Here is a 22,852-nt window from a genome sequence, read left to right as displayed (position 1 = left end):
TTGCTCTTTTCCGACCTCATATAGCTGTAACAGATCTTTTACTGATCAATAATATCGGTGCCCTTAGGTGGCGCAAAATTAAATGTTGCTGCCGGGATAGCAGGGTTCACTTTTACATTGGCAAAACGCACATAGGTTGTCTGACCCAGTGAGTCTTCAAGAATCATCAGATTAGGTGCTTTATTTGTACCAAAGCTGATGGTCAGGCTCTGAAATGCCCCTTCACTGTCTTTAGGGAACAGCGTGTAATACGTTTTCGCACTGTTTGGCTGTGTTACACGATAAGACTTCATGATCTGACTGGTATTTCCTGACAGTAACAGTGCAGGTGTGTTTGCCACCTGATCATCCAGACTCTGACGCACTGCCTGTTGCAGATCCGGATCATAAATCCAGACAGTTTTACCTGTGGTCACAATGGTCTGTTTTGCAGGACTGGTGGTTTCCCAGAAAAACTTACCAGGTCTTTCAACCTTCATTGTACCTTTGAAAGTCTGATTCATATGCTGAGCGGTTAAACCTTTCTTTGGCGCAGCTTTACCACCGGTTGCCTTAGTCGTCTGTTCAAACGATGCTGACAGACTGCGGATACCGCTGAGCTGTTTAACCAGGTTTGACGTCGCCTGTTGCTCCGATGCAGCTGCAGCTGCAAAAACCGTTGTGCTCATTGCAGGTGCGAGCACAGCTGCACTGATTGCTACGACACCCATCGTTTTACGAAGCATATTCATGTATTCACCTTTTATATTTGCTTAAGTGCAATTTTTCAGATTTCTCATCTTAAACCAGTTTAAAGACTCAAAAACTGAGAAAATAAGAAGTTTTGTATTGTTATTTATGCTTATTTATCCAAAGTGTCCATCATGATGGAGAACTCTGTTTATTTTTCAGCCAGTCTTTGGGTATAAAAAAGCCCGCAATTAAGCGGGCTTTTTCGAACTGTTAAAACTTACACTTCAACAGATACATAGCGACGGCCAAACTGACCCTTCACTTCAAATTTGATTACGCCATCAGCAGTAGCGAACAAAGTATGGTCACGACCCATACCTACGTTTGCACCAGCGTGGAATTCTGTACCACGTTGACGAACGATAATGTTACCAGCAGTCACAGCTTGACCACCGTACATTTTAACACCTAACATTTTAGGATTCGAGTCACGACCGTTTTTAGTCGAACCACCGGCTTTTTTAGTTGCCATGTCTATTTACTCCTAGTGGATTAGCCTGCAATCGCAGTAATTTTCAACTCAGTGAACCATTGACGGTGACCTTGTTGTTTACGGTAATGTTTACGACGACGCATTTTGATGATGCGGATTTTGTCGTGACGACCGTGACTAACCACTTCTGCAGTTACTTTAGCGCCAGCTACAACTGGAGCACCGATCTGAATGCTTTCACCGTTAACAACCATTAATACATCATCAAATGTAATAGTTGCACCAGTTTCAGCTTTCAACAATTCTACTTTAAGGGTTTCACCCTCAACTACACGGTGCTGTTTACCACCGCTCTGGATTACTGCGTACATAACGTACTCCATCATGCCCGTGTTGTCGTGCCGGTAAAGGGATATACCGATCTTAAAACGATCGCCACTGGGGTCACACATAAGGGGACATATTTTAGGTGAAAATCATAAAAACAACAAGCGTATCCCCTAAAATTTATACAGGACAGTCCCGATTATTTTTTCAGCACTGAAAAATATGAACAATAATGCAACCATATACCTTAGATTTAATCCTTCGGGATAGATTTTCAAATACAATTCGCTACTATAGACTACGTAAAACCGAACCATACCTACATCTTTTACAGGACTTAGGCATGCGTTCCATGGAAAACCATGCAGATGCAGAGAGCTGTAAACATAACCGCCCTGTACAGCAGGTCCTCCCGAAAGTATAAACAGCCAGCATTGCTGTATCTGAAACGATCAGCAATATACAGATAAAGGGGTTTCTCTTCACATGACCATCGATTTTAAGCAAGACATTCTCGCTCCGGTTGCTACAGACTTCGCCGCGATGGACAAATTTATCAATGAAGGGATTACTTCCAAAGTTGCACTGGTTATGGCGGTCAGCAAGCATGTAGTCGAAGCAGGCGGTAAACGTATGCGCCCAATCATGTGCCTGCTTGCTGCAAGAGCCTGTGGTGCGGATGAAATGGAACCCTATCGTAAACTTGCTGCCATTATTGAAATGCTGCATACCGCAACCCTGGTGCATGATGACGTTGTCGATGAATCCGGTCTCAGACGTGGACGCCCAACTGCCAATGCAACCTGGAACAATCAGACGGCTGTTTTAGTCGGTGACTTTTTGATTTCCCGTGCATTTGATCTGCTGGTTGATCTGGACAACATGACTCTGCTGAAAGACTTTTCCACTGGAACCTGTGAAATTGCTGAAGGTGAAGTGCTCCAGCTTCAGGCTCAGCATCAGCCTGATACAAATGAACAAACATATCTGGATATTATTCATGGTAAAACATCCCGACTGTTTGAACTGGCTACCGAAGGTGCTGCCATTCTTGCAGGTAAACCGGAGTACCGTGAACCGCTGAGACTCTTTGCAGGACACTTTGGTAATGCTTTTCAGATTATTGACGATATTCTGGATTACACCTCAGATGCAGAAACATTAGGTAAAAATATTGGTGATGATCTGATGGAAGGTAAACCGACTTTACCTTTGATCTCTGCTTTAGCGAACACCACAGGTCATGAACATGAAATCATCCGTCGCAGTATTGCAACCGGTGGAACATCAGATCTGGATCAGGTCATCAGCATCGTTCAGTCTTCTGGCGCACTGGATTACTGCCGTAAACGGGCACACGAAGAAACCGAGTCAGCTGTTTCAGCTTTGCAGAAACTGCCTGAGAGTGAATATACGCAGGCACTGTATAATCTGGCACAGCTTGCATTACACCGAATTCAATAAAATTATATTTTGCCTATGCAGTTACAATTTAACGATCTTTTCCTGAAAATGCAGCAACAGCTTGAGACTTCTCAGGCTGTTCTTTCTGATGAGTTACTGATTGAGCTGGTGGATCGAATCCGCCCTGATGACATTAAAAACAATGAAGAAATACATCAGAAATTTCAGGCACTGATTCAGGCACTCCTGCTGACACCCAATGCGGTTTCAACTCTGCAACGTTTTTTACTTCAGCTGATCAGCCGATACAAACAGTCTTCTTTATATGCCGATACAGGCATTCTGTCTCTGGATGGTTTCTGGAATCAGCTGTTTCAGCGTTTAGGGGCGCATTTCCTGCCCATGATCAACGATGAAACCCAGCTGCAGGATCTGGTGCGTCGAGTCTTCCATCAGCGCAGTGATAAAGACTGGCTGATCTGTATTCACAGTTCTGAATGGCAACAGCTGTTCAGCCTGCTGAACACAGGTCATGGATATCAGCATGAAAAACTTGAAATCAAACGTGAACTGATCAAAGCCATTACTGTCCTGTCCTATCGGATCAGTGGTATTGGTCTGTATCCTGAGTTTATCAGTGCCTATCCTGAGCTGACCGAATATGAATCTCCATTCCTGGTTCAGAACCGGGAAATTATTGAGTTTATCGAAGCCTATAAAAAGCTGCACCGCAATGTAGACGAAATCAATGTCCAGCCTCAGCCCGATGCCTCACAGGCATTGGTGATGATTGAACAGTGCCGTGATGTGGTTTTAAAAATCCGCCGTGCAACCCGACGCATTGGTGTCAGTATCAGCCTGACTTATCTGCTGTCCCTGCTGGAACAGTGTCTGGATCGGATTGAAATACTGCTGAATCTCATCACAGAAGAAGATGAAGTCCGATATGAGTCTCTGGGCACGCTGCTGGAAGATGTAACCGAAGCCATTTACAGCGAACAGAGTGTCCGCTCACTGCTGACCACCAACAGTGAACTGATTGCTTTACAAGTCACAGAAAATGCCAGTAAAACCGGTGAACATTATGTAAGTACAGATAAGCAGGGTTTCCTGGGCATGTACAAAGCAGCAGCAGGTGCAGGTGTTATCATTGCGCTGATGGCTACCTTTAAAATTCTGGCTGCCAGACTGACCCTTGCCCCGATGATGCATGCTTTTATTTACAGCATGAACTACTCACTGGGCTTTATGCTGATCCATGTTCTGCATTTTACGGTTGCAACCAAACAGCCAGCCATGACCGCTGCTGCACTTGCTTCAACCGTTCAACAGCGCAGAGGCTCCAAAACTGCTCAGATTGCAGAACTGGCTGCCTTGATTATCAATATTATCCGTACTCAGTTTGTGGCGATTCTTGGCAATATATCCATTGCCATTCCTACAGCAGCAGTTGTTACATGGCTTTGGCAAGCGACCATGCACGAACCTTTGCTTGCACACACCAAAGCCGCTGCCCTCCTGCACAGTCTGAATCCATTTACATCACTGGCAGTTCCACATGCAGCCATAGCAGGCGTATGCCTGTTTCTGTCTGGCTTAATTGCTGGATATTTTGACAATATGGCGGTTTACAGAAAAGTGGGACCGCGCTTAAAAGCCCATGTCCGACTGAAAAATCTGATGGGACAGAAACGTCTGGATAAATTTGCTGGCTATATAGAAACCAATCTGGGCGCACTGGCAGGTAATTTCCTGTTCGGTATCATGCTCGGAAGTATGGGAACCATTGGTTTTATTCTGGGGTTACCACTTGATATCCGCCATATTGCTTTTGCTTCGGCAAACTTCATACAGGGCTTGATGAGTATCAATGGTTCACCTGAAATTGGCTTGATTATTGTGTCCTTTTTAGGGGTACTGTTGATTGGAATGACCAACCTGTTCGTGAGTTTCAGCCTGACCATTATTGTGGCTTTACGTGCCCGCCGTGTCCGTTTCGAACAATGGAAACCGCTTGCAAAACTGGTTCTAACTCACTTCCTGACCCGTCCAAGTGATTTTTTCTGGCCGCCTAAAGACCCTTTGGTTGTGAACGATTCTTCACAAAACCACAAGAATACCCACTGATTTTTTTGTTATATTTATATTGTTTTATGTTACAGATACACAAAAACAAATCAGCATAATTTACACGCACTTGAAATAAAGTGTACTGATGAGTACACTTTAGTCCATTAAATAACCGTGCTCTGATCGGTTAAAATGACAAGGATTCCGACATGCCTTATCTGCTGTTATCAGTCGGTTGTTTTTTGTTTATTATCAGTATGTTGCTTTTATTTATTCCTGCTTTTCATGTCCATGATCTGAATGCAGTGATATGGATGAGTCAGCATCGCACTGATTCGATGAACAATTTTGCAACTGTATTGTCGACAATCGGCGGCATGCCAGGTGTATTATTTTTAGCCACTCTATGGTGTTTATGCCTGACCTGGTATAAAAAGTATACGAACATTGTTTTTATCGTTACAGGACTGTCAGGAAGTTTTGCAACTGCATGGCTGCTTAAATTCGTATTTTCAAGACCCCGTCCTCCTGAAATGTACCACCTGGTTGAAAGTTACGGTGCGTCATTTCCAAGTGCTCATAGTTTCTATGCAGCAACGCTCGGATGTCTTGCAATTTACCTCAGCATGAAACATACAGCACATAAACTGATTTTCCTGTGTGCATTGATATGGATACTGATGATGGGTGTTTCAAGAGTTTATCTTGGCGTTCATTACCCTACGGATGTCCTGTCGGGCTGGAGCATTAGCTTCATTTGGATTTCGCTGCTTTATCTGCTGTTTACCAAAAACAGTAAAGTGCAAACAAATGATTAAAATTTTAGATATAAATCTAACTGAGGTGGAATAATGATGTCTGCAAAGCTTTGGGCTCCGACCCTTACTGCTTGCGCATTAGCAACAAGTATCGCACTTGTTGGTTGTAGCAAAGATCCAAAAGATGCACAGCAAGCTGCTGCTGCTCAACAGATGCCTCCCACAGAAGTAGGTATTATTGTTGCGCAGCCACAGAGTGTGGAACAGTCTGTCGAACTGTCAGGCCGTACCACCGCATTTGAAGTTTCAGAAGTTCGTCCACAGACCAGTGGTGTGATTCTGAAGCGTCTGTTTACTGAAGGCAGTTATGTTCGCGAAGGTCAGGCACTCTATGAAGTTGATGCCCGTACCAACCGTGCAAGTGCCGACAGTGCTCGTGCTGCTTTGGCTCGTCAACAAGCAAATCTGAATGTATTACGTGTGAAAGAAGGTCGTTACCGCCAGCTGGTTGGCAGTAATGCAATTTCAAAACAGGAATATGATGACATCGTGGCTCAGGTAAAACTGGCTGAAGCTGATCTTGCAGCGACTCAGGCAGAACTGAAAAATGCTGAAATCAACTTAGGTTATTCAACTGTCCGTGCTCCAATTTCTGGTCAGACTAACCGTTCCAGTGTCACAGCAGGTGCTTTAGTTACTGCAAATCAGGCTGATCCACTGGTGACGATTCAACGTCTTGATCCGATTTATGTAGACATAAATCAATCCAGTGCTGAACTGCTCCGTCTGCGTCAGCAACTGAGTAAAGGCAGCCTGGACAGCAGCAACAATACTAAAGTCAAACTGAAACTTGAAGATGGCAGCTACTATCCCGTTGAAGGACGTCTTGCCTTTTCTGATGCCAGTGTAAATCCTGAAACAGGTACTGTGACTTTACGTGCGGTCTTCCCTAACCCGAATCATCTGTTATTGCCTGGTATGTTTGCCAATGCTCAGATCGTTCAGGGTGTGATTCCAAATGCATTCCTGATTCCTCAGGCAGCAATCACCCGTACACCAACAGGTCAGGCTATGGCGATGCTGGTCAATGCAAAAGGTCAGGTTGAAACACGCCCTGTGACAACTGTCGGTGTTCAAGGTAAAGACTGGATTGTGACTGAAGGTCTTCAGTCAGGTGACAAAGTCATTGTAGATGGTATTGCTAAAGTAAAACCAGAACAGCCAGTGACTGCAAAGCCTTATCAAGCTCAGCCTGAAGCACAACCAGGTCAGCCTGCTTCGAAACAGGCTCAGTCAGCTCAACCTGCTCCTGCGAGCAAAACGAGTGAAGAAAAAGCTACTTCACACGCATAAGGGGTAGACTTCATGGCTCAATTTTTTATTCATCGCCCGATTTTTGCATGGGTGATTGCATTGGTCATCATGCTGGCGGGTGTACTCACGCTGACAAAGATGCCAATTGCACAGTATCCGACCATTGCTCCACCAACGGTTTCCATTTCGGCAACTTATCCAGGTGCATCTGCTGAAACTGTAGAAAATACAGTGACTCAGATTATTGAGCAGCAAATGAACGGCCTGGATGGTTTACGTTATATTTCATCCAACAGTGCCGGTAACGGTCAGGCTTCCATTACCCTGAACTTTGAACAGGGTGTTGATCCTGACATTGCTCAGGTTCAGGTGCAGAACAAACTTCAGTCAGCAACAGCGCTGTTACCAGAAGATGTTCAGCGTCAGGGTGTGAAAGTCACCAAGTCAGGCGCAAGCTTCCTGCAGGTTATTGCATTTTATTCACCTGACGGCAAACTTTCAGCAGATGACATTAAAGACTATGTGAACTCCAATATTTCTGAACCCCTCAGCCGTGTGGCGGGTGTGGGTGAAGTACAGGTGTTCGGTGGTTCTTATGCAATGCGCATCTGGCTTGATCCTGCAAAAATGACCAGCCTTGGTGTTACACCAAGTGATGTTGCCGCGGCGATCCGCTCGCAGAACTCTCAGGTTGCAGTTGGTCAGTTAGGTGGTGCACCTGCGGTCGAAGGTCAGGTTCTGAATGCGACTGTCAATGCACAGAGCATGCTGACCACACCTGAACAGTTTAAAAATATTTTCCTTCGCAATACTTCAGATGGTGCTCAGGTACGTCTGGGTGATGTAGCCCGTGTTGAACTGGGTGCAGATACCTATCAGTTTGATTCAAAATACAACGGCAAACCTGCCGGTGGTGTTGCAATTAAACTGGCAACAGGTGCAAATGCATTGGATACAGCTGAAGCAGTTGAAGCCCGTCTGGTTGAACTTCGTAAGAACTATCCAACAGGAATGGAAGATGACCTTGCATTCGATACAACGCCATTTATTAAACTTTCGATTGAAAGTGTAGTACATACGCTGATTGAAGCTGTCATCCTTGTATTCTTTGTGATGTTCCTGTTCCTTCAGAACTGGCGCGCAACCATTATTCCAACCATGGCAGTACCGGTTGTTGTACTGGGAACATTTGCTGTCATCAACATGTTCGGTTTCTCAATCAACACACTCACCATGTTCGCCATGGTACTTGCGATTGGTCTTCTTGTGGATGACGCGATTGTTGTTGTGGAAAACGTTGAACGTGTGATGGTTGAAGACCATCTTGATCCAGTTGAAGCCACTGAAATCTCCATGAAACAGATTTCTGGTGCCTTGATTGGTATTACCTCTGTACTGACTGCGGTATTCGTACCAATGGCTTTCTTTGGTGGTACAACAGGTGTAATTTACCGTCAGTTCTCCATCACGCTTGTGACAGCCATGATTTTGTCACTGATTGTGGCTCTGACCTTCACCCCTGCCCTGTGTGCAACGATTCTGAAACAGCATGAACCAGGCAAAGAAGAAAGCAACGGTGTTTTTGCCCGCTTCTTCCGCTGGTTCAACAATGCCTTTGACCGCACTGCTGATAAATATCAGAACGGCGTAAACCGCATGACACATCACAAACTGTTCTCAGGTGTGGTTTATGCGGTGGTCATTGCCCTGCTGGTTGGCGTATTCATTAAAATGCCGAAATCATTCCTTCCTGATGAAGATCAGGGTGTGGTAATGACGCTGGTACAGTTACCGCCAAACGCAACACTTGACCGTACAGGTAAAGTCGTTGATACCATGACTGACTTCTTCCTGCATGATAAAGCCAATGCTGTACAGTCTGTGTTCAGTGTTGCCGGCTTCTCATTTACAGGTATTGGTCAGAATGCTGGTCTTGCCTTCATTAAACTGAAAGACTGGAGCGAACGTACAACGCCTGAACAGCAGATTGGTGCTGTGATTCAGCGTGGTATGGCGCTGAATATGATTGCAAAAGATGCCTCTTATGTGATGCCGCTACAGTTACCTGCAATGCCTGAACTGGGTGTAACCGCTGGTTTTAACCTTCAGCTGAAAGATCCAGGTGGTCAGGGGCACGACAAACTTGTCGCTGCACGAAATGCAATTCTCGGAATGGCATCTCAGGACAAACGTCTGGTCGGTGTACGTCCAAACGGTCAGGAAGATACACCTCAGTATCAGATTGAAATTGATCAGGCTCAGGCAGGTGCAATGGGTGTCAGCATTGCTGATATCAATTCAACCATGAGCATGGCATGGGGTGGTTCATACATCAATGACTTCGTAGACCGTGGTCGTGTGAAAAAAGTTTATGTTCAGGGTGAAGCTGATTCACGCATGATGCCGGAAGATCTGAACAAATGGTATGTTCGTAACAACAAAGGCGTAATGGTTCCATTCTCTGCATTTGCAACAGGTAAATGGACGTATGGTTCACCTCGTCTTGAGCGTTATAACGGCGTTTCATCTGTCAACATTCAGGGTACTCCAGCACCGGGTATCAGCTCTGGTGATGCAATGAAAGCAATGGAAGAAATTGTTGCCAAACTGCCATCCATGGGCTTACAGGGCTTCGATTATGAGTGGACAGGTCTGTCACTTGAAGAACGTGAATCGGGTGCTCAGGCTCCATTCCTGTATGCACTGTCTCTGCTGATTGTATTCCTGTGTCTTGCAGCACTGTATGAAAGCTGGTCTATTCCTTTCTCAGTCCTGCTGGTTGTTCCTTTGGGTATTCTAGGTGCTGTGTTGCTGACTTATCTGGGTATGATCATTAAAGGTGACCCTAATCTGTCCAACAACATCTACTTCCAGGTCGCCATGATTGCCGTAATTGGTCTGTCTGCGAAAAACGCGATTCTGATCGTTGAATTTGCCAAAGAACTTCAGGAAAAAGGCGAAGATCTGTTTGATGCAACGCTTCATGCTGCAAGAATGCGTTTACGTCCTATTATCATGACTACACTTGCTTTCGGTTTTGGTGTACTGCCTCTTGCGCTTGCAAGCGGTGCAGGTGCAGGAAGCCAGCACTCTGTAGGTTATGGTGTACTGGGTGGCGTAATCAGTTCAACACTGCTGGGTATTTTCTTTATCCCTGTGTTCTTCGTATGGATCCGCAGTATCTTTAAATATAAACCTAAAAAAATTAACACTCAGGAGCAATCATCGTGATGCAGAATATATGGTCTGTTTCAGGTCGTAGCATTGCGGTATCTGCACTTGCGCTTGCTTTGACTGCATGTCAAAGCATGCGTGGCCCAGAACCCGTAGCGCAGACAAATCTGCCAACAAGTTATATCAGTAATGCATCGGGTACATCTGTTGCAGAACAGGGTTATAAAGATTTCTTCTCTGACCCTCGTCTCATTCAGACGCTTGATCTGGCACTTCAGAATAACCGTGATCTGCGTGTGGCAGCACTGAATATTGAAAAAGCGCAGGAGCAATACCAGATTACGAAAACTGCGCTGTTACCCTCTATCGGTGCAAGCGGCAGTGTATTGCGTCAGGTATCCCCTACCCGTGATCCAAACAACCCATATTCAACCTATCAGGTTGGATTAGGGGTCACGGCTTATGAGCTGGACTTCTGGGGACGTATCCGTAGCTTACGTGACAACATCCTGGACACATACTTAGCAACTGCCAGTGCCAAAGATTCCACTCAGATTGCACTGATTGGACAAGTGACACAGGCATGGCTGAACTATTCTTTTGCCAGCTCTCAGTTGAAACTTGCAGACCAGACGCTGAAAGCTCAGCTTGAATCCTACAATCTGAACAAAAAGCGTTTTGATGTTGGTATCGACAGTGAAGTTCCTGTCCGTCAGGCACAGATTTCTGTTGAAACAGCACGTAATGATGTTGCCAACTATAAAACACAGGTTGCACAGGCTCAGAACCTGTTAAATCTGCTGGTTGGTCAGCAGGTGCCTGCAAATTTATTGCCTGCACAGCGTGTCACAAAAATTACCAATACCACTGTACTCCAGTCAGGTCTTCCAAGTGATCTGCTGAATAACCGTCCTGATGTTAAAGCTGCAGAATACAAACTGTCTGCTGCCGGGGCGAATATTGGTGCTGCGAAAGCTAAAATGTTCCCAACCATCAGCCTGACCGGTAACTTAGGTTATGCTTCCACTGATCTCAGCGATCTGTTCAAATCAGGTTCATTCCTCTGGTCAGTTGGACCAAGTCTGGATGTGCCTTTGTTTGACTGGGGCGTGCGTAAAGCAAATGTTAAGGTTTCAGAAATTGACCAGAAAATTGCTCTGGCTGATTATGAAAAATCCATTCAGTCTGCTTTCCGTGAAGTCAATGATGCACTGGCTGTCCGTCAGAATATCGGCGACCGTCTCTCTGCACAAAAGCGCTTAGTCGAAGCAACAAATACAACCTACAAACTGTCCAATGCCCGCTTCCGTGCCGGTATTGACAGTTATTTGACTGTACTGGATGCACAGCGTGCGTCTTATGCAGCTGAACAGGGTTTACTGTTGCTAGAGCAGGCAAACTTAAACAACCAGGTTGAAGTTTATAAATCCCTGGGTGGTGGCGTAAAAGTCAATACAGGCGATGCGACACTGCAGCAACCTTCTACAGCTCAGCGTCAGGCTGACAGCAAATAAACATTACAAATTTAAAAGCTCACTTCGGTGGGCTTTTTTATTGCTTTTTAAACAGTCTTTGCCTATCTTCAGAGACAGTTTCCTTATGAATACAGACTATGCAACTCAGTAATTTAGAAAGCGTTCCGGGGCATCACATCACCAGACAGCTGGATGTCGTCTATGGCAGCACGGTCCGCAGTAAACACGTTGGTCGTGATTTTATGGCAGGGCTTAAAAATATCGTGGGCGGTGAACTGAAAGGTTATACCGAACTGCTGGAGGAATCCCGTCAGGAAGCAATGGACCGTATGATTCAAAAGGCACAAAGCATGGGTGCAAATGCAATTGTCGGTATCCGTTTTTCGACCTCCAATATTGCTCAGGGTGCATCAGAACTGTTTGTTTACGGTACAGCCGTGATTGTAGAACCCAGCAGACCACATTTACCCGATCCATTTCCAGCAGGATAATACAACATGGATGGGTTAATTTTTAAAATCGTCCTGACGCTTGTTCTGTTCATCATCGGGTGGGCTTTTGGTCGTCATATCGAACGCAAACATCTGAATGAGCTTGAACACAAAGAACAGGCGCTGGCGCACATCCGCATTGATACCAATAAATTTCAGACCTCAGAGCACCCAGGTCTGCTGATCGAAAGCAATGTGGTCATTTCACATGATTATTTCAAATATATCATTGCTCAAATACAGAATTTTTTTGGTGGTCGTTTGACGACTTATGAAAGTGTAGTTGATCGGGCACGGCGAGAAGCTGTTGTACGTTTAAAACAGAAAGCAATGGATGCAGGCGCAACACAGATTATGGGCTTACGTTTAAGCACCACTGAACTGGGCATGCAGGGTGGAATGGTGGAAGTCTTTGCTTATGGCACAGCCATCCAGAAACCGTTATCCTGAACATACACAGCCCTGGAGTATGCAGATATCCGCACTGAAATGAATCAATCACGTTCGTTCATGTATGAAATATAAGCTACTGATACTAAGAAGTATGCAGGGTTAAAATGAAATGGTTGCTGATTAACGAGCCATTTCACATACCCATTTTCCTTTTTTCTCAGTACAGCTTTGCATGGTCAAAGGATAAGGCGTCAGTTCTGTCTGGTGAAAACCTTTCTGGTCAAAACGGATCACCGACTGGTAAGTTCCATCATCCATTTTTACCTCCAGCCCCTGATCGTGAATACGGTACATGGTATTGCCAACCGCTTTTCTGAAACCATCAAAATAATTAAAGTTGATCTGATTGTTGTGAATGCTCAGAAAACCGATCCCACCATAATACTGTGACTGATGATTACGCATGTCGATGATATGTACACTGTGGTCAGCGTAAATAAAACGCCCTACTTCTTTTAACCAGCTGCTGTTTAAGATGGTCAGCTGATCAGAAAAAATATGACCATTGAGCAGAATACAGCGCACTGGACACTTAGCTACGTCTGCCGAAGGTGTTTTTAAGTACTGTTGATGGTTCAGTATTTCAAAGCGATAAGGAGTCTGACGGGTATCCAGCTGTGCAGCCGGTAAACGCTGATCAGTGCTTTTAGCAGAAGTCCTGGCTGATTTTTTAGCATTGTAAAATTCAGTTTTCAGCCATTTTTCCGCATCAAAAAAATGCTCACGGGGGCGCCAGCCCTGCTTCTCTTCGTCAGATGGTTCTGCATAAGCCCATGCCTGCGCAGCCTGTTGCTGTGCCTGTCTGGCATGGGAACTGACTGAAAATACCAGGACGCACAGGCAAAGAACCAGATGCTGAGAAAGTCTGAACTGATGCTGAATCAACACTGCCTGTCCACCCTGCGCAATGCGCTAAAAATAAAGACTGAAATAAAATAACTTACAAAGACTTATTTAACTTTCATTTTTCGGATCATTTTATATAAAGTCGTTGGTGATAAACGGGAAACCAGTACACCCAGTTTTTCTTTGCGACCACCAATCACGATATATTCTTCACCTTTCATCAGGGCTGCAACCGTCTGTTGAGCGAAGTCCTCAGCATCCAGACCATTTTCAATGGCTTCATCCTGATGCCCTTGTGGTTTACCCTCACCATCCAGTGCATTGAATGACACATTGGTGCGGACAAAACCTGGAAATATAACCGAGACATTGACACCATTCTGCGCCACTTCAGCACGCAGACTGTTTGCCCACATGTGAATCGCGGCTTTCGCTGCTGAATAAGATGCCCGATACTGCGTTCCAAGCAACCCTGCCACACTTGAGACAAATGCAATACGACCTGATTTCTGAGTCAGGAATGTCGGCAGAACCAGTTTTGTTAAAAAAACCTGTGAAAAATAATCCACTTCTATAATGGCACGTTCAGTCTGCATGGTCGTGTCAGCAATCAGTGCCCGCTGGCTTAATCCCGCATTATTGATCAGCAGATCAATACGACCCTTCTGAGCCAGCACCTGTTCATAAGCATGTCTGACCTGACTTTCACTGGTGATATCTGCCGCTACAGATATATGACGTTCAGGATGCATTAATGTCACACGGACATTTTCCAGCTCATCCAGACGACGGGCTGTCAGTACAACCTGTGCGCCCTGTAAGGCACATTCCTTTGCCAGTGCTTTACCCAGTCCCGAAGATGCACCCGTAATCCAGACAACCTGTCCTTCCATCATCTTAATTTCCTTATATTTTACCGTTAAACCTGATGAATGAATTTAACAAAGTGTTCAGCATAATGCTTCGTTTTTTCTATATTTTTCGCGTCAAATTCATCGGCAACTTTTTCAAGCCGTTTATAACCTGTACTGGTCACCATATTGATGACACCGTTCAGCGTTTTATCGACCACAAAATTAAACTTCAGTAATGTTTTGGGATCACGGATAAATTCAGAAACCCCTAAGTCCACAATCTGAATCAGATTTTTAATTGTAGCCGGAAACACCTGTGCATTTCCCTCAATCAGCTTCTGAATATTAGTGTACGCCTGCTCACCCAGCTGATTGTCCAGCTGATAATACATCACCACCTGCTCGGCATCAGAGGGTTCAAACTTTTTCAGAATATGATTGGCAACCGGTTTTAAACGGTCATTGCTGAAAAATGAAATCGACCACGGCATGTATTTTTTGAGTGCGCCCTCAATCTGGTCAAAAATCTGTTCTGCTTCTTTAAGTTTTTTCAGGCTTTCAGGCGTCAGATCCTTGTTACTGCGCTGTTCATTCAACAGCTTACCAAACACCTGATCCAGCACCTGACAGGACATATCTGTAAATGCCTTGCCCAGACGTTTTGCTACGTCCTGCTTCTCACCATGATTAAGATGCTGGGTAATTTCCACCAGCTCACGATACGTATTCTGATTTATCAGCAGATCAATTTTATATGTCATTTATATGTACAACCCTTTGACTGATTTTATTTGAATAATTGTTCCATGCTCAGCATCTTAGCAAAGCACTCTTATGGCTTCATTGTCTTTTTCAACCTATTACATAAATTAATATTTTTTATAAAAACACTCTGAATCAACTGCATGCCCATTCCTGTTGTAATTCTGCCCTCATGATGATGCACTGGTGTAATTCACAAAGCCTGGAACAGACAGAATACCGGCACAGACTGAGACATGATTAAAAATCAGTACTGGAGCTGTCCGGAACAACATCGTCTGCAAATATTTTGCTACAATAGATGCAATTTTTTACTCACTTTTGAACTGTTTTTACTATGACTGATTCAGCGCAAAATATTGCTACGACCTACGATCCGACTGAGATCGAGAAAAAATGGTACCAGACCTGGGAAGAGAAAGGCTATTTCAAGCCATCCCGTGAAGGTGATTCATTCTGTATCATGATTCCGCCGCCGAACGTCACTGGCAGCCTGCACATGGGTCATGGTTTTAACAATGCCATTATGGATGCGCTGACCCGTTATAACCGTATGTCTGGTAAAAACACCTTATGGCAACCGGGGACTGACCATGCGGGTATCGCAACGCAAATGGTGGTTGAACGTCAACTTGGTGCGCAAGGTGTCAGCCGTCATGACCTGGGTCGTGAAAAGTTCATCGAAAAAATCTGGGAATGGAAAGAACAGTCAGGCGGAACGATTACGCGTCAGATCCGTCGCTTAGGTTCTTCTGTAGACTGGTCACGTGAACGCTTCACCATGGATGAAGGTTTATCCAATGCCGTTAAAGAAGTCTTCGTTAAATTACACGAAGATGGCTTAATCTACCGTGGTAAACGCCTTGTAAACTGGGATCCAAAATTACAAACTGCTCTTTCTGACTTAGAAGTTGAGTCAGATAAAGAAGAAGCTGGTTCACTGTGGCATTTCAAATATTTCTTTGAAGATAAATCATTGCGCACACACGATGGTAAAGATTACATCGTGGTGGCAACCACTCGTCCTGAAACATTACTCGGTGATACTGCCGTTGCTGTTGCGCCTGATGATGAACGCTATGCGCCATTAGTGGGTAAAAACATTATCCTGCCGATTACAGGTCGTGCGGTTGCGATTGTAAAAGATGAATACGTAGACAAAGAATTCGGTACAGGCTGTGTAAAAATCACCCCTGCGCATGACTTCAATGACTATGAAGTGGGTAAACGCTGTGAATTGCCAATTATCAACATTTTCAACAAAAATGCTGAAATTCTGGCTGAGTTTGAATACATCGCGAAAGCTGGCGAACAGATTTCTAAAACGATTCCTGCACCTGCTGAATATGTGGGTTTAGAACGTTTTGCTGCACGTAAAAAACTGGTTGAACAAGCTGAAGCTGAAGGCTGGTTAGATCAAATCCAACCTTATACATTGAAACCACCTCGCGGTGACCGTTCAGGTGTGATCGTTGAGCCATTATTGACAGATCAATGGTATGTGAAAATTGCACCACTTGCTGAGCCTGCAATCAAAGCGGTGAAAGATGGCGAGATTAAATTTGTACCTGAGCAATACAGCAACATGTACATGGCTTGGATGAATAACATTCAGGACTGGTGTATTTCTCGTCAATTATGGTGGGGTCACCGTATTCCAGCCTGGTACGATGCTGAAGGCAATATCTATGTCGGTCGTAACGAAGAGGAAGTTCGTGCGAAAAACAACATTGCTGCTGACGTTGAACTGAAACAAGACGAAGATGTTTTAGACACATGGTTCTCTTCTGCACTTTGGACATTCTCAACTTTAGGCTGGACTGGCGACGAAGCAAAAGATAAAGAAAATTATTTCTTAAATACTTTCCATCCGACTGATGTACTTGTGACTGGTTTTGACATCATTTTCTTCTGGGTTGCCCGTATGATCATGATGACGCTTCATTTCATGAAAAATGAAGATGGTACTTCACAAGTTCCGTTCAAAACTGTGTATGTACATGGTTTAGTCCGTGATGGCGAAGGTCAGAAAATGTCTAAGTCTAAGGGTAATGTCCTTGACCCATTAGATTTGATTGACGGTGTTGATCTTGAAACTTTGGTACAAAAACGTACTACTGGTTTGATGAACCCTAAACAAGCATCGAAGATTGAAAAATCGACCCGTAAAGAATTCCCAGAAGGGATTCAGGCTTATGGTACAGATGCGGTTCGTTTCACATTCTGTGCGCTTGCAAATACGGGTCGTGACATCAAATTCGACATGAAACGTGTTGAAGGTTACCGTAACTTTGCCAACAAAATCTGGAATGGTACACGTTTCGTTCTGATGAATGTTGAAGGTCAGACTGTTGGTCAGACTGCACATCCTGATCTTTGGGAATTGCCTGAACAATGGATCGTGAGCCGTTTACAGAAAGCGGAAGCTGCGGTTCAAACTGCATTTGCAACTTATCGCTTAGACTTAGCTGCACAAGCAATTTATGAGTTCATCTGGAATGAATACTGTGACTGGTATGTTGAATTAACTAAGCCTGTTCTGAATGATGAAAATGTGGCTGAAGAACGTAAAGCTGAAGTTCGTCGTGTGCTTTTATCTGTGATGGAAGCTGCGTTACGTCTTGCGCATCCGTTGATGCCGTATCTGACCGAAGAAATCTGGCAGACACTTGCACCAATGATCGGTATTCAAGGCGAAACCATCATGCTGGCGAAGTACCCTGTTGCTGACGAAGCGAAGATCAATGATCAAGCCGAAGCAGATATGCAATGGCTTCAAGGTTTGATCGGTGCGGTACGTAACATCCGTGGTGAGATGGGCTTAGGTAATGCACGTTTGTTACCTGTGTTGCTTCAAAATACCACTGATGCTGAAAAAGCGCAGATTGCTCGTATTGAACCATTGTTCAAAGCATTGGCAAAAGTTGAAAGCATCACTTTCCTTGCAAATGCTGAACAACCGCCATTGTCATCGTCTTCTGTAGTGGGTCACGTATCTGTATTTGTTCCAATGAAAGGTTTGATTGATCCTAAAGCTGAATTGGGTCGTCTACAAAAAGACTTCGACAAAGTTCAAAAGCAACATGACCAGATTGCCACTAAATTGGGCAATGAAGGTTTTGTAGCGAAAGCGCCTGCTGCTGTGGTTGAAGGTGAGAAAGTAAAACTTGCTGAGTTTGCTGATCAGTTAGCGAAGATTAAAGCGAATATGGAGCAGATTGCGGCGCTTTGAGGGTGTTGTTAGTTTGATCTAATTTGTGTATAAAGGGCTGATTATTCAGCCCTTTATTTTTTTTAAAACTATAGAAATTCGTAATATTCTACTAACCCTTTATAGTATACTTTACCCATAGCTGTACTAGAATATCCCCCATATTTTTTTCTCAATATTTCACTTGCACATCCTATCTGCTGTTTGGATTTATCTCTCAAAGTTATTTCATTATTTACTTTGAGATCATGATAGAAATTCAAACACTGAAATTCACCAATATGGTTATTAAGTAAATAGCTATCAACCTCTTTCGCCAATCTATAAACTAAATTAAAGTAACTCATAATTACTTCTTCAGAAATGTCTGTAAGCTCTGTAACTTCTAAACCATATGAAGTCTTACTTTTTTTTATATTTCTGCCATATGCATGAGCTGCATCATTTCTTCTCTTCCTGATATTATCTAAAATTTTTAAATTTTCTTCACAACACAATAATGTAGGTTTCCAATTAAAAATTTTCTCAATTTGATCTACCCTTTGATACCAAGAACCCTTTACACAGCCTAGTACATATTGATCAATCAGCTCTTTATTCAAAGTATTATTAAGTTTTTTTAGTTTAATTCCATCTACCGACTGACTTGCATTAATTAGCAAACCGATGTCTGACTCCAATGCAATCGTTATCACTTTATCAATATAAACTTCAAAATTACCACTAAGAGCTAAAATAGATGAATATTTCGACCACTTAGTAAATACATTAAAATATTCACTCCACTCTTTTAAATCATCAAATAGCTCTTCATCATATGGACTCTTTGCAGTATCTCCGAAGTAATCTGATACCTTGTCAGCCCATTTTGCTTTTTTCATACTACCTAAATCATGGTAAATATAACTAGGCACTATTTTGTAAGCATTATGCATTTTTATAACTTCCGTATAATGCTTCTTAAAAACCGTGAATGCCCATGTATTTCCACGCTTGTTACTCCATCTACTAAAGCTCACTTTTCACCCTTATTTAAAAATTGATTTTAATACCATACGCATAATACAAAATTCGCATTTAAATCAAAATTCTACATTAATCCTATTAAAATCACTCTATAACTACTATTTAATTAAATAACCAAACCAATTTCATGGTAGTAAAGATCCACGATATATTGCGAAATGACATGCTGACGGCGGAATTAAAATGTTCTTTCCCCCTCACCACCTTGCGAAGCCATGCTTCTCATCCCATAGGGAGAGGGAGCGTCATTTGATTTAGTGTCTGCATTGATTTTCACAATGGATGTTCCCTCTCCTATCAGGAGAGGGCTAGGGAGAGGTGCTTTTGAGTTTCGTTCATTACTACTTCTCACCCTCATCCCCCGCCTTCTCCCATGGGGAGAAGGAGCTTTCATTACTAATTCACTTTCAACTCACAACATACTTCCTATAAGTGTTCTAAAACCACCTCAGCATTCCCCAAAACATCATGATTCCAATACCGAACCACTTTCAAACCCAAAGCCTCTAAAAACTTTGTACGCTCAGCATCATATTCAATTGCATCATTTGTTCCATGCTGTCCACCATCCAATTCAATGACTAAACCAAGCTCATGACAGAAAAAATCTACAATATACGGTGCAATCACATGCTGACGACGGAATTTCAGATTCATAAAACGCTTATTACGAAAAAGTTGCCACATCAGATTTTCAGCATCGGTGGCAGTGTGGCGCATGGATTTGGCGAAAATTAAAAGTTGGGGGTCGAGTTTATTATTCATTACGTTTTGCTTTTATTATTTTCTTTAGATTATCAAATTTTATAACCTCTCCCTAGCCCTCTCCTACAAGGAGAGGGAATATTCATTATTAAGCTGATTGACGGTATTTAATTAGATGCAACTCCCTCTTCCTTTGGGAGAGGGTTGGGGTGAGGGAAAGGTGATTTTAAGGGAGAAAAGCAAACCTTATAGCACCCCATTCCCCAACAACATCTCCATCCCTTTAACTTTCCCCATGTATTTCAGCCGTTCTTTTTCCCACTTGAGCTGCTGTTTCAGCGCAGAAGTATCTTCATCAATCTGCGCATACAGATCAGAAATCTGTAGTTTTCCCTGTGCTTTTTGTACCTTAATTTTAGCTTTTTCAGACCAGACCAAAGCATCAATCAGCTCAGCCAGTTGATCTGCCAGTTTTTGACTTTGACTGTCCAGTGCCATTTTATAAAACTTAAGCTGTTCGTCACCTAAACCCTTTTTATTTGAGCCATTGTCCTGCTCAATCTGGATTTGCAGTTTCAGTAAATAAAACAAATCCTGCTGCTCATAAGCTGCATTTACATGCTGGAAAATTTCTGTCTTTTCCAGTTTTTTAGCTTCATCAGGTTCACGGTCAGGGTGAATAGTTGAGGCTATTTTTAAATACACCGTTTTTAAAGACTGCTCTGCCATTTTCTCAGCCTGCTGTTTTTTATCATGCTGTCTTTGGAGTCTGGCTTGCTCACGAAGTTGCTGATATTGCTCCTGATCCCAGTCCTCATTTTCAACAAATGCTTCATGATCATTTTGAGTATTCAAATCAACAATATTCGTTCGATCTGCTGAGGCTTTCTTTTTCTTAGATTTATGATGTTCTAGTGATTGCTGGTAATACTGGTGTAACTCATCTACTTTATTTAACTGCTCACTGGAAAGTGATTGTGAACTTTTTAAATACTGTGCGAGTGACTGGATTTTATGATCCAGTAACAGAGCATCTGCTTTGGAAAAGTCGCCATGACTGAGGTGTTCCCAAAGCTGTTGCAACTGATCAAATAAAATCTTGTGTAATTCCTTATAAACTGGAATTAAATGCTTACGGGTATATTGTAAAACTTCATCTTTTGCCTGTTGCCACTTTGCCAGTTCAAGCTTCTGCTGTTCAATTTTTTCAATCAGGCGATACAGTTTTTTCTGCTGTGGACTGGACACTGTATCTGGCTGAAGAATGGTTTTTAACTCGAAAGACATAGCTCATCAAAACTGAAAAAGGCAATCATCCCAATCTTAACCTGTTCAGCAGAAAAATGGTTGATGTAACAGACTCCGAAGTATTGCAATCCATGCTCCATAACTGAACTTCAGGTTAAAAATGACCACGTTTTGCATCCATCTGGAACAGAAAAAACAGCAGTTCATTTTTTATTGCCAGATACGTTCTGCTTAAACTTCTAATTCTTAATATGATATTTCAGACAGCTTAAGCTTTTGTCCAGTCATGCATCATTTTCAGGTTGTATGGCATACATTATGCTTAATTATTCATGTGCATTAACATGTATTTTTTGAAATAAAAACTGTTTAATTCATAACCATTTAGCATTAACAAAACCCTAAAAAATATTGCTTGAGGAAATGAGTGAATCTCTATTAAGATGAAATATGACGTGTTTTTACACCTATAAAAGATGTCATTATTTTCATAAAAACTGACGGTTCAAAAAGCAATAATATTTGCAGACATAACGATACAAAAGGAGTTTTGTACATGACACATAAACGCACCATGACTTCCCTGCTTTGCGCAAGTGCCCTGATGTTAGGATTAAGTGCCTGTAGTGACAACAAAGCACCTGCTGCTGGCGAAAAAGCCCAAAGCGGTGCAGCGGCTTCGGGTACATTAGATAAGATCAAGAGCTCAGGTACGATTGTACTGGGCTACCGCGACTCCTCCATTCCATTTTCCTATATTGCAGACAACCCAAACCAGCCTGTGGGCTATGCACATGACTTACAGTTAAAAGTCGTCGAAGCTGTGAAGAAAAAGCTGGAACTGCCAGACCTGAAAGTCCGCTATAACCTTGTAACCAGTCAGAACCGTATTCCTCTGGTTTCAAACGGTACGGTAGACTTAGAGTGTGGTTCAACCACAAATAACAAAGAGCGCCAGCAACAGGTTGATTTCTCTTTAGGTTTCTTTGAAGTCGGTTCAAGACTGCTGACTGCAAAAGACTCTGGTGTTAAGGATTTTGCTGATTTAAAAGGCAAAAAACTGGTCACGACTGCAGGTACAACATCTGAGCGTTATATCCGTCAGCACCAGCAGGAACTGGGAATTGGAGAAATCATTTCTGCCAAAGACCATGCTGAATCTTTCCTGATGCTGCAAAACGGACGTGCTGCTGCATTTATGATGGATGATATTTTACTTGCGGGTGAAAAATCCAAAGCCAAAGATCCGAACAAATGGGAGATTGTAGGTACTGCTCCAATCCATGAAATTTATGGCTGTATGATGCGTAAAGGCGATACTGGCTTTAAACAGGTTGTGGATGATGCAATTAAAGCAACTTACGGTTCTGGTGAAATCAATAAAATGTATGAAAAATGGTTCCAGCAGCCAATTCCACCTAAAAATATTAACCTGAATTTTGCCATGTCTGACCAGCTGAAAGCACTGATCAGTACTCCACATGACCGGGATCAGTAATTTTTTAGTCTTAATAACAATAATATAACCGCAGACAAGGGAAACGATGGATGTTTCCCTGACTCTGCCCA

Annotated in this window: 19 protein-coding genes; 10 read left to right on the top strand and 9 right to left on the bottom strand. The window is 43.1% G+C overall.

Annotated elements, in window-relative coordinates:
* Positions 1-38: 38 nt before the first annotated feature.
* The 3 genes from lolA to rplU form a co-directional block, all read right to left on the bottom strand.
* A complete protein-coding gene (lolA, locus tag CDG61_RS04835; protein ID WP_087513512.1) occupies positions 39-731 on the bottom strand; it encodes an outer membrane lipoprotein chaperone LolA in 693 nt (230 codons plus the stop codon).
* Positions 732-949: 218 nt separating this feature from the next.
* Entirely contained in the window at positions 950-1,204 is a 255-nt protein-coding gene (gene rpmA, locus CDG61_RS04830; RefSeq protein WP_004828213.1) for a 50S ribosomal protein L27, read from the bottom strand.
* 20 nt (positions 1,205-1,224) lie between these two features.
* Positions 1,225-1,536, bottom strand: coding sequence for a 50S ribosomal protein L21 (rplU, locus tag CDG61_RS04825; RefSeq protein ID WP_087513513.1), 312 nt, complete (start codon positions 1,534-1,536; stop codon positions 1,225-1,227).
* 442 nt (positions 1,537-1,978) lie between these two features.
* On the opposite strand from rplU, the gene sdsA reads away from it, so the two are divergent.
* From sdsA to CDG61_RS04785, 8 genes are all read left to right on the top strand, one after another.
* Positions 1,979-2,956, top strand: coding sequence for an All-trans-nonaprenyl-diphosphate synthase (gene sdsA, locus CDG61_RS04820; protein ID WP_087551198.1), 978 nt, complete (start codon positions 1,979-1,981; stop codon positions 2,954-2,956).
* Positions 2,957-2,971: 15 nt separating this feature from the next.
* Positions 2,972-5,023, top strand: a complete 2,052-nt coding sequence (locus tag CDG61_RS04815; protein WP_087551199.1) for a site-specific recombinase — start codon at positions 2,972-2,974, stop codon at positions 5,021-5,023.
* 152 nt (positions 5,024-5,175) lie between these two features.
* Positions 5,176-5,784, top strand: coding sequence for a phosphatase PAP2 family protein (locus CDG61_RS04810; protein WP_087551200.1), 609 nt, complete (start codon positions 5,176-5,178; stop codon positions 5,782-5,784).
* Between the two features lie 33 nt (positions 5,785-5,817).
* Entirely contained in the window at positions 5,818-7,077 is a 1,260-nt protein-coding gene (locus tag CDG61_RS04805; RefSeq protein WP_087551201.1) for an efflux RND transporter periplasmic adaptor subunit, read from the top strand.
* A 12-nt stretch (positions 7,078-7,089) separates the two neighbouring features.
* Positions 7,090-10,269, top strand: a complete 3,180-nt coding sequence (gene adeJ / locus CDG61_RS04800; protein ID WP_087551202.1) for a multidrug efflux RND transporter permease subunit AdeJ — start codon at positions 7,090-7,092, stop codon at positions 10,267-10,269.
* On the top strand, positions 10,269-11,726 hold the full coding sequence (gene adeK / locus CDG61_RS04795; protein ID WP_087551203.1) for a multidrug efflux RND transporter AdeIJK outer membrane channel subunit AdeK: 1,458 nt from the start codon (positions 10,269-10,271) through the stop codon (positions 11,724-11,726). Before adeJ ends, adeK begins: the two co-directional genes overlap by 1 nt.
* Before the next feature lie 98 nt (positions 11,727-11,824).
* Positions 11,825-12,178, top strand: coding sequence for a YbjQ family protein (locus tag CDG61_RS04790; RefSeq protein WP_087513520.1), 354 nt, complete (start codon positions 11,825-11,827; stop codon positions 12,176-12,178).
* A gap of 6 nt (positions 12,179-12,184) precedes the next feature.
* The gene (locus CDG61_RS04785) at positions 12,185-12,628 is read left to right on the top strand and encodes a YbjQ family protein (RefSeq protein ID WP_087551204.1); all 444 of its coding nucleotides are present in this window, start codon (positions 12,185-12,187) and stop codon (positions 12,626-12,628) included.
* 123 nt (positions 12,629-12,751) lie between these two features.
* On the opposite strand, the gene CDG61_RS04780 is transcribed toward CDG61_RS04785, so the two are convergent.
* The 3 genes from CDG61_RS04780 to CDG61_RS04770 form a co-directional block, all read right to left on the bottom strand.
* Complete coding sequence (locus tag CDG61_RS04780) at positions 12,752-13,519, bottom strand: hypothetical protein (RefSeq protein WP_087551205.1); 768 nt, start codon at positions 13,517-13,519, stop codon at positions 12,752-12,754.
* A 62-nt stretch (positions 13,520-13,581) separates the two neighbouring features.
* Positions 13,582-14,373 (bottom strand): SDR family NAD(P)-dependent oxidoreductase, encoded by a 792-nt coding sequence (locus tag CDG61_RS04775; protein ID WP_087551206.1) that lies wholly within the window; start codon positions 14,371-14,373, stop codon positions 13,582-13,584.
* A 23-nt stretch (positions 14,374-14,396) separates the two neighbouring features.
* Positions 14,397-15,092 carry a hypothetical protein gene (locus tag CDG61_RS04770; protein ID WP_087513524.1) on the bottom strand — a complete coding sequence of 232 codons (696 nt, stop codon included), beginning with the start codon at positions 15,090-15,092 and terminating at the stop codon, positions 14,397-14,399.
* 338 nt (positions 15,093-15,430) lie between these two features.
* Between CDG61_RS04770 and CDG61_RS04765 the strand changes: the two genes are divergently transcribed.
* A complete protein-coding gene (locus CDG61_RS04765; protein WP_087551207.1) occupies positions 15,431-18,325 on the top strand; it encodes a valine--tRNA ligase in 2,895 nt (964 codons plus the stop codon).
* Positions 18,326-18,393: 68 nt separating this feature from the next.
* Here the strand turns inward: CDG61_RS04765 and CDG61_RS04760 are convergent, their stop codons facing one another.
* The 3 genes from CDG61_RS04760 to CDG61_RS04750 all read right to left on the bottom strand — a co-directional run bounded on the left by CDG61_RS04760 (position 18,394) and on the right by CDG61_RS04750 (position 21,322).
* Entirely contained in the window at positions 18,394-19,185 is a 792-nt protein-coding gene (locus CDG61_RS04760; protein WP_205671798.1) for a HEPN domain-containing protein, read from the bottom strand.
* Between the two features lie 571 nt (positions 19,186-19,756).
* Positions 19,757-20,095: an endonuclease domain-containing protein gene (locus CDG61_RS04755; protein WP_087551209.1), complete on the bottom strand. Its 339-nt coding sequence runs from the start codon at positions 20,093-20,095 to the stop codon at positions 19,757-19,759.
* A 186-nt stretch (positions 20,096-20,281) separates the two neighbouring features.
* The gene (locus tag CDG61_RS04750) at positions 20,282-21,322 is read right to left on the bottom strand and encodes a molecular chaperone DnaJ (protein WP_087551210.1); all 1,041 of its coding nucleotides are present in this window, start codon (positions 21,320-21,322) and stop codon (positions 20,282-20,284) included.
* Positions 21,323-21,839: 517 nt separating this feature from the next.
* Here CDG61_RS04750 and CDG61_RS04745 point away from each other — a divergent pair.
* A complete protein-coding gene (locus tag CDG61_RS04745) occupies positions 21,840-22,781 on the top strand; it encodes a transporter substrate-binding domain-containing protein (RefSeq protein WP_087514250.1) in 942 nt (313 codons plus the stop codon).
* Positions 22,782-22,852: the final 71 nt, after the last annotated feature.

Origin of the sequence: Acinetobacter sp. WCHAc010052, assembly GCF_002165295.2 — a bacterium.
GTDB classification, from domain to species: Bacteria; Pseudomonadota; Gammaproteobacteria; order Pseudomonadales; family Moraxellaceae; genus Acinetobacter; species Acinetobacter chinensis.
This window is presented reverse-complemented; position numbering and strand designations above follow the sequence as displayed.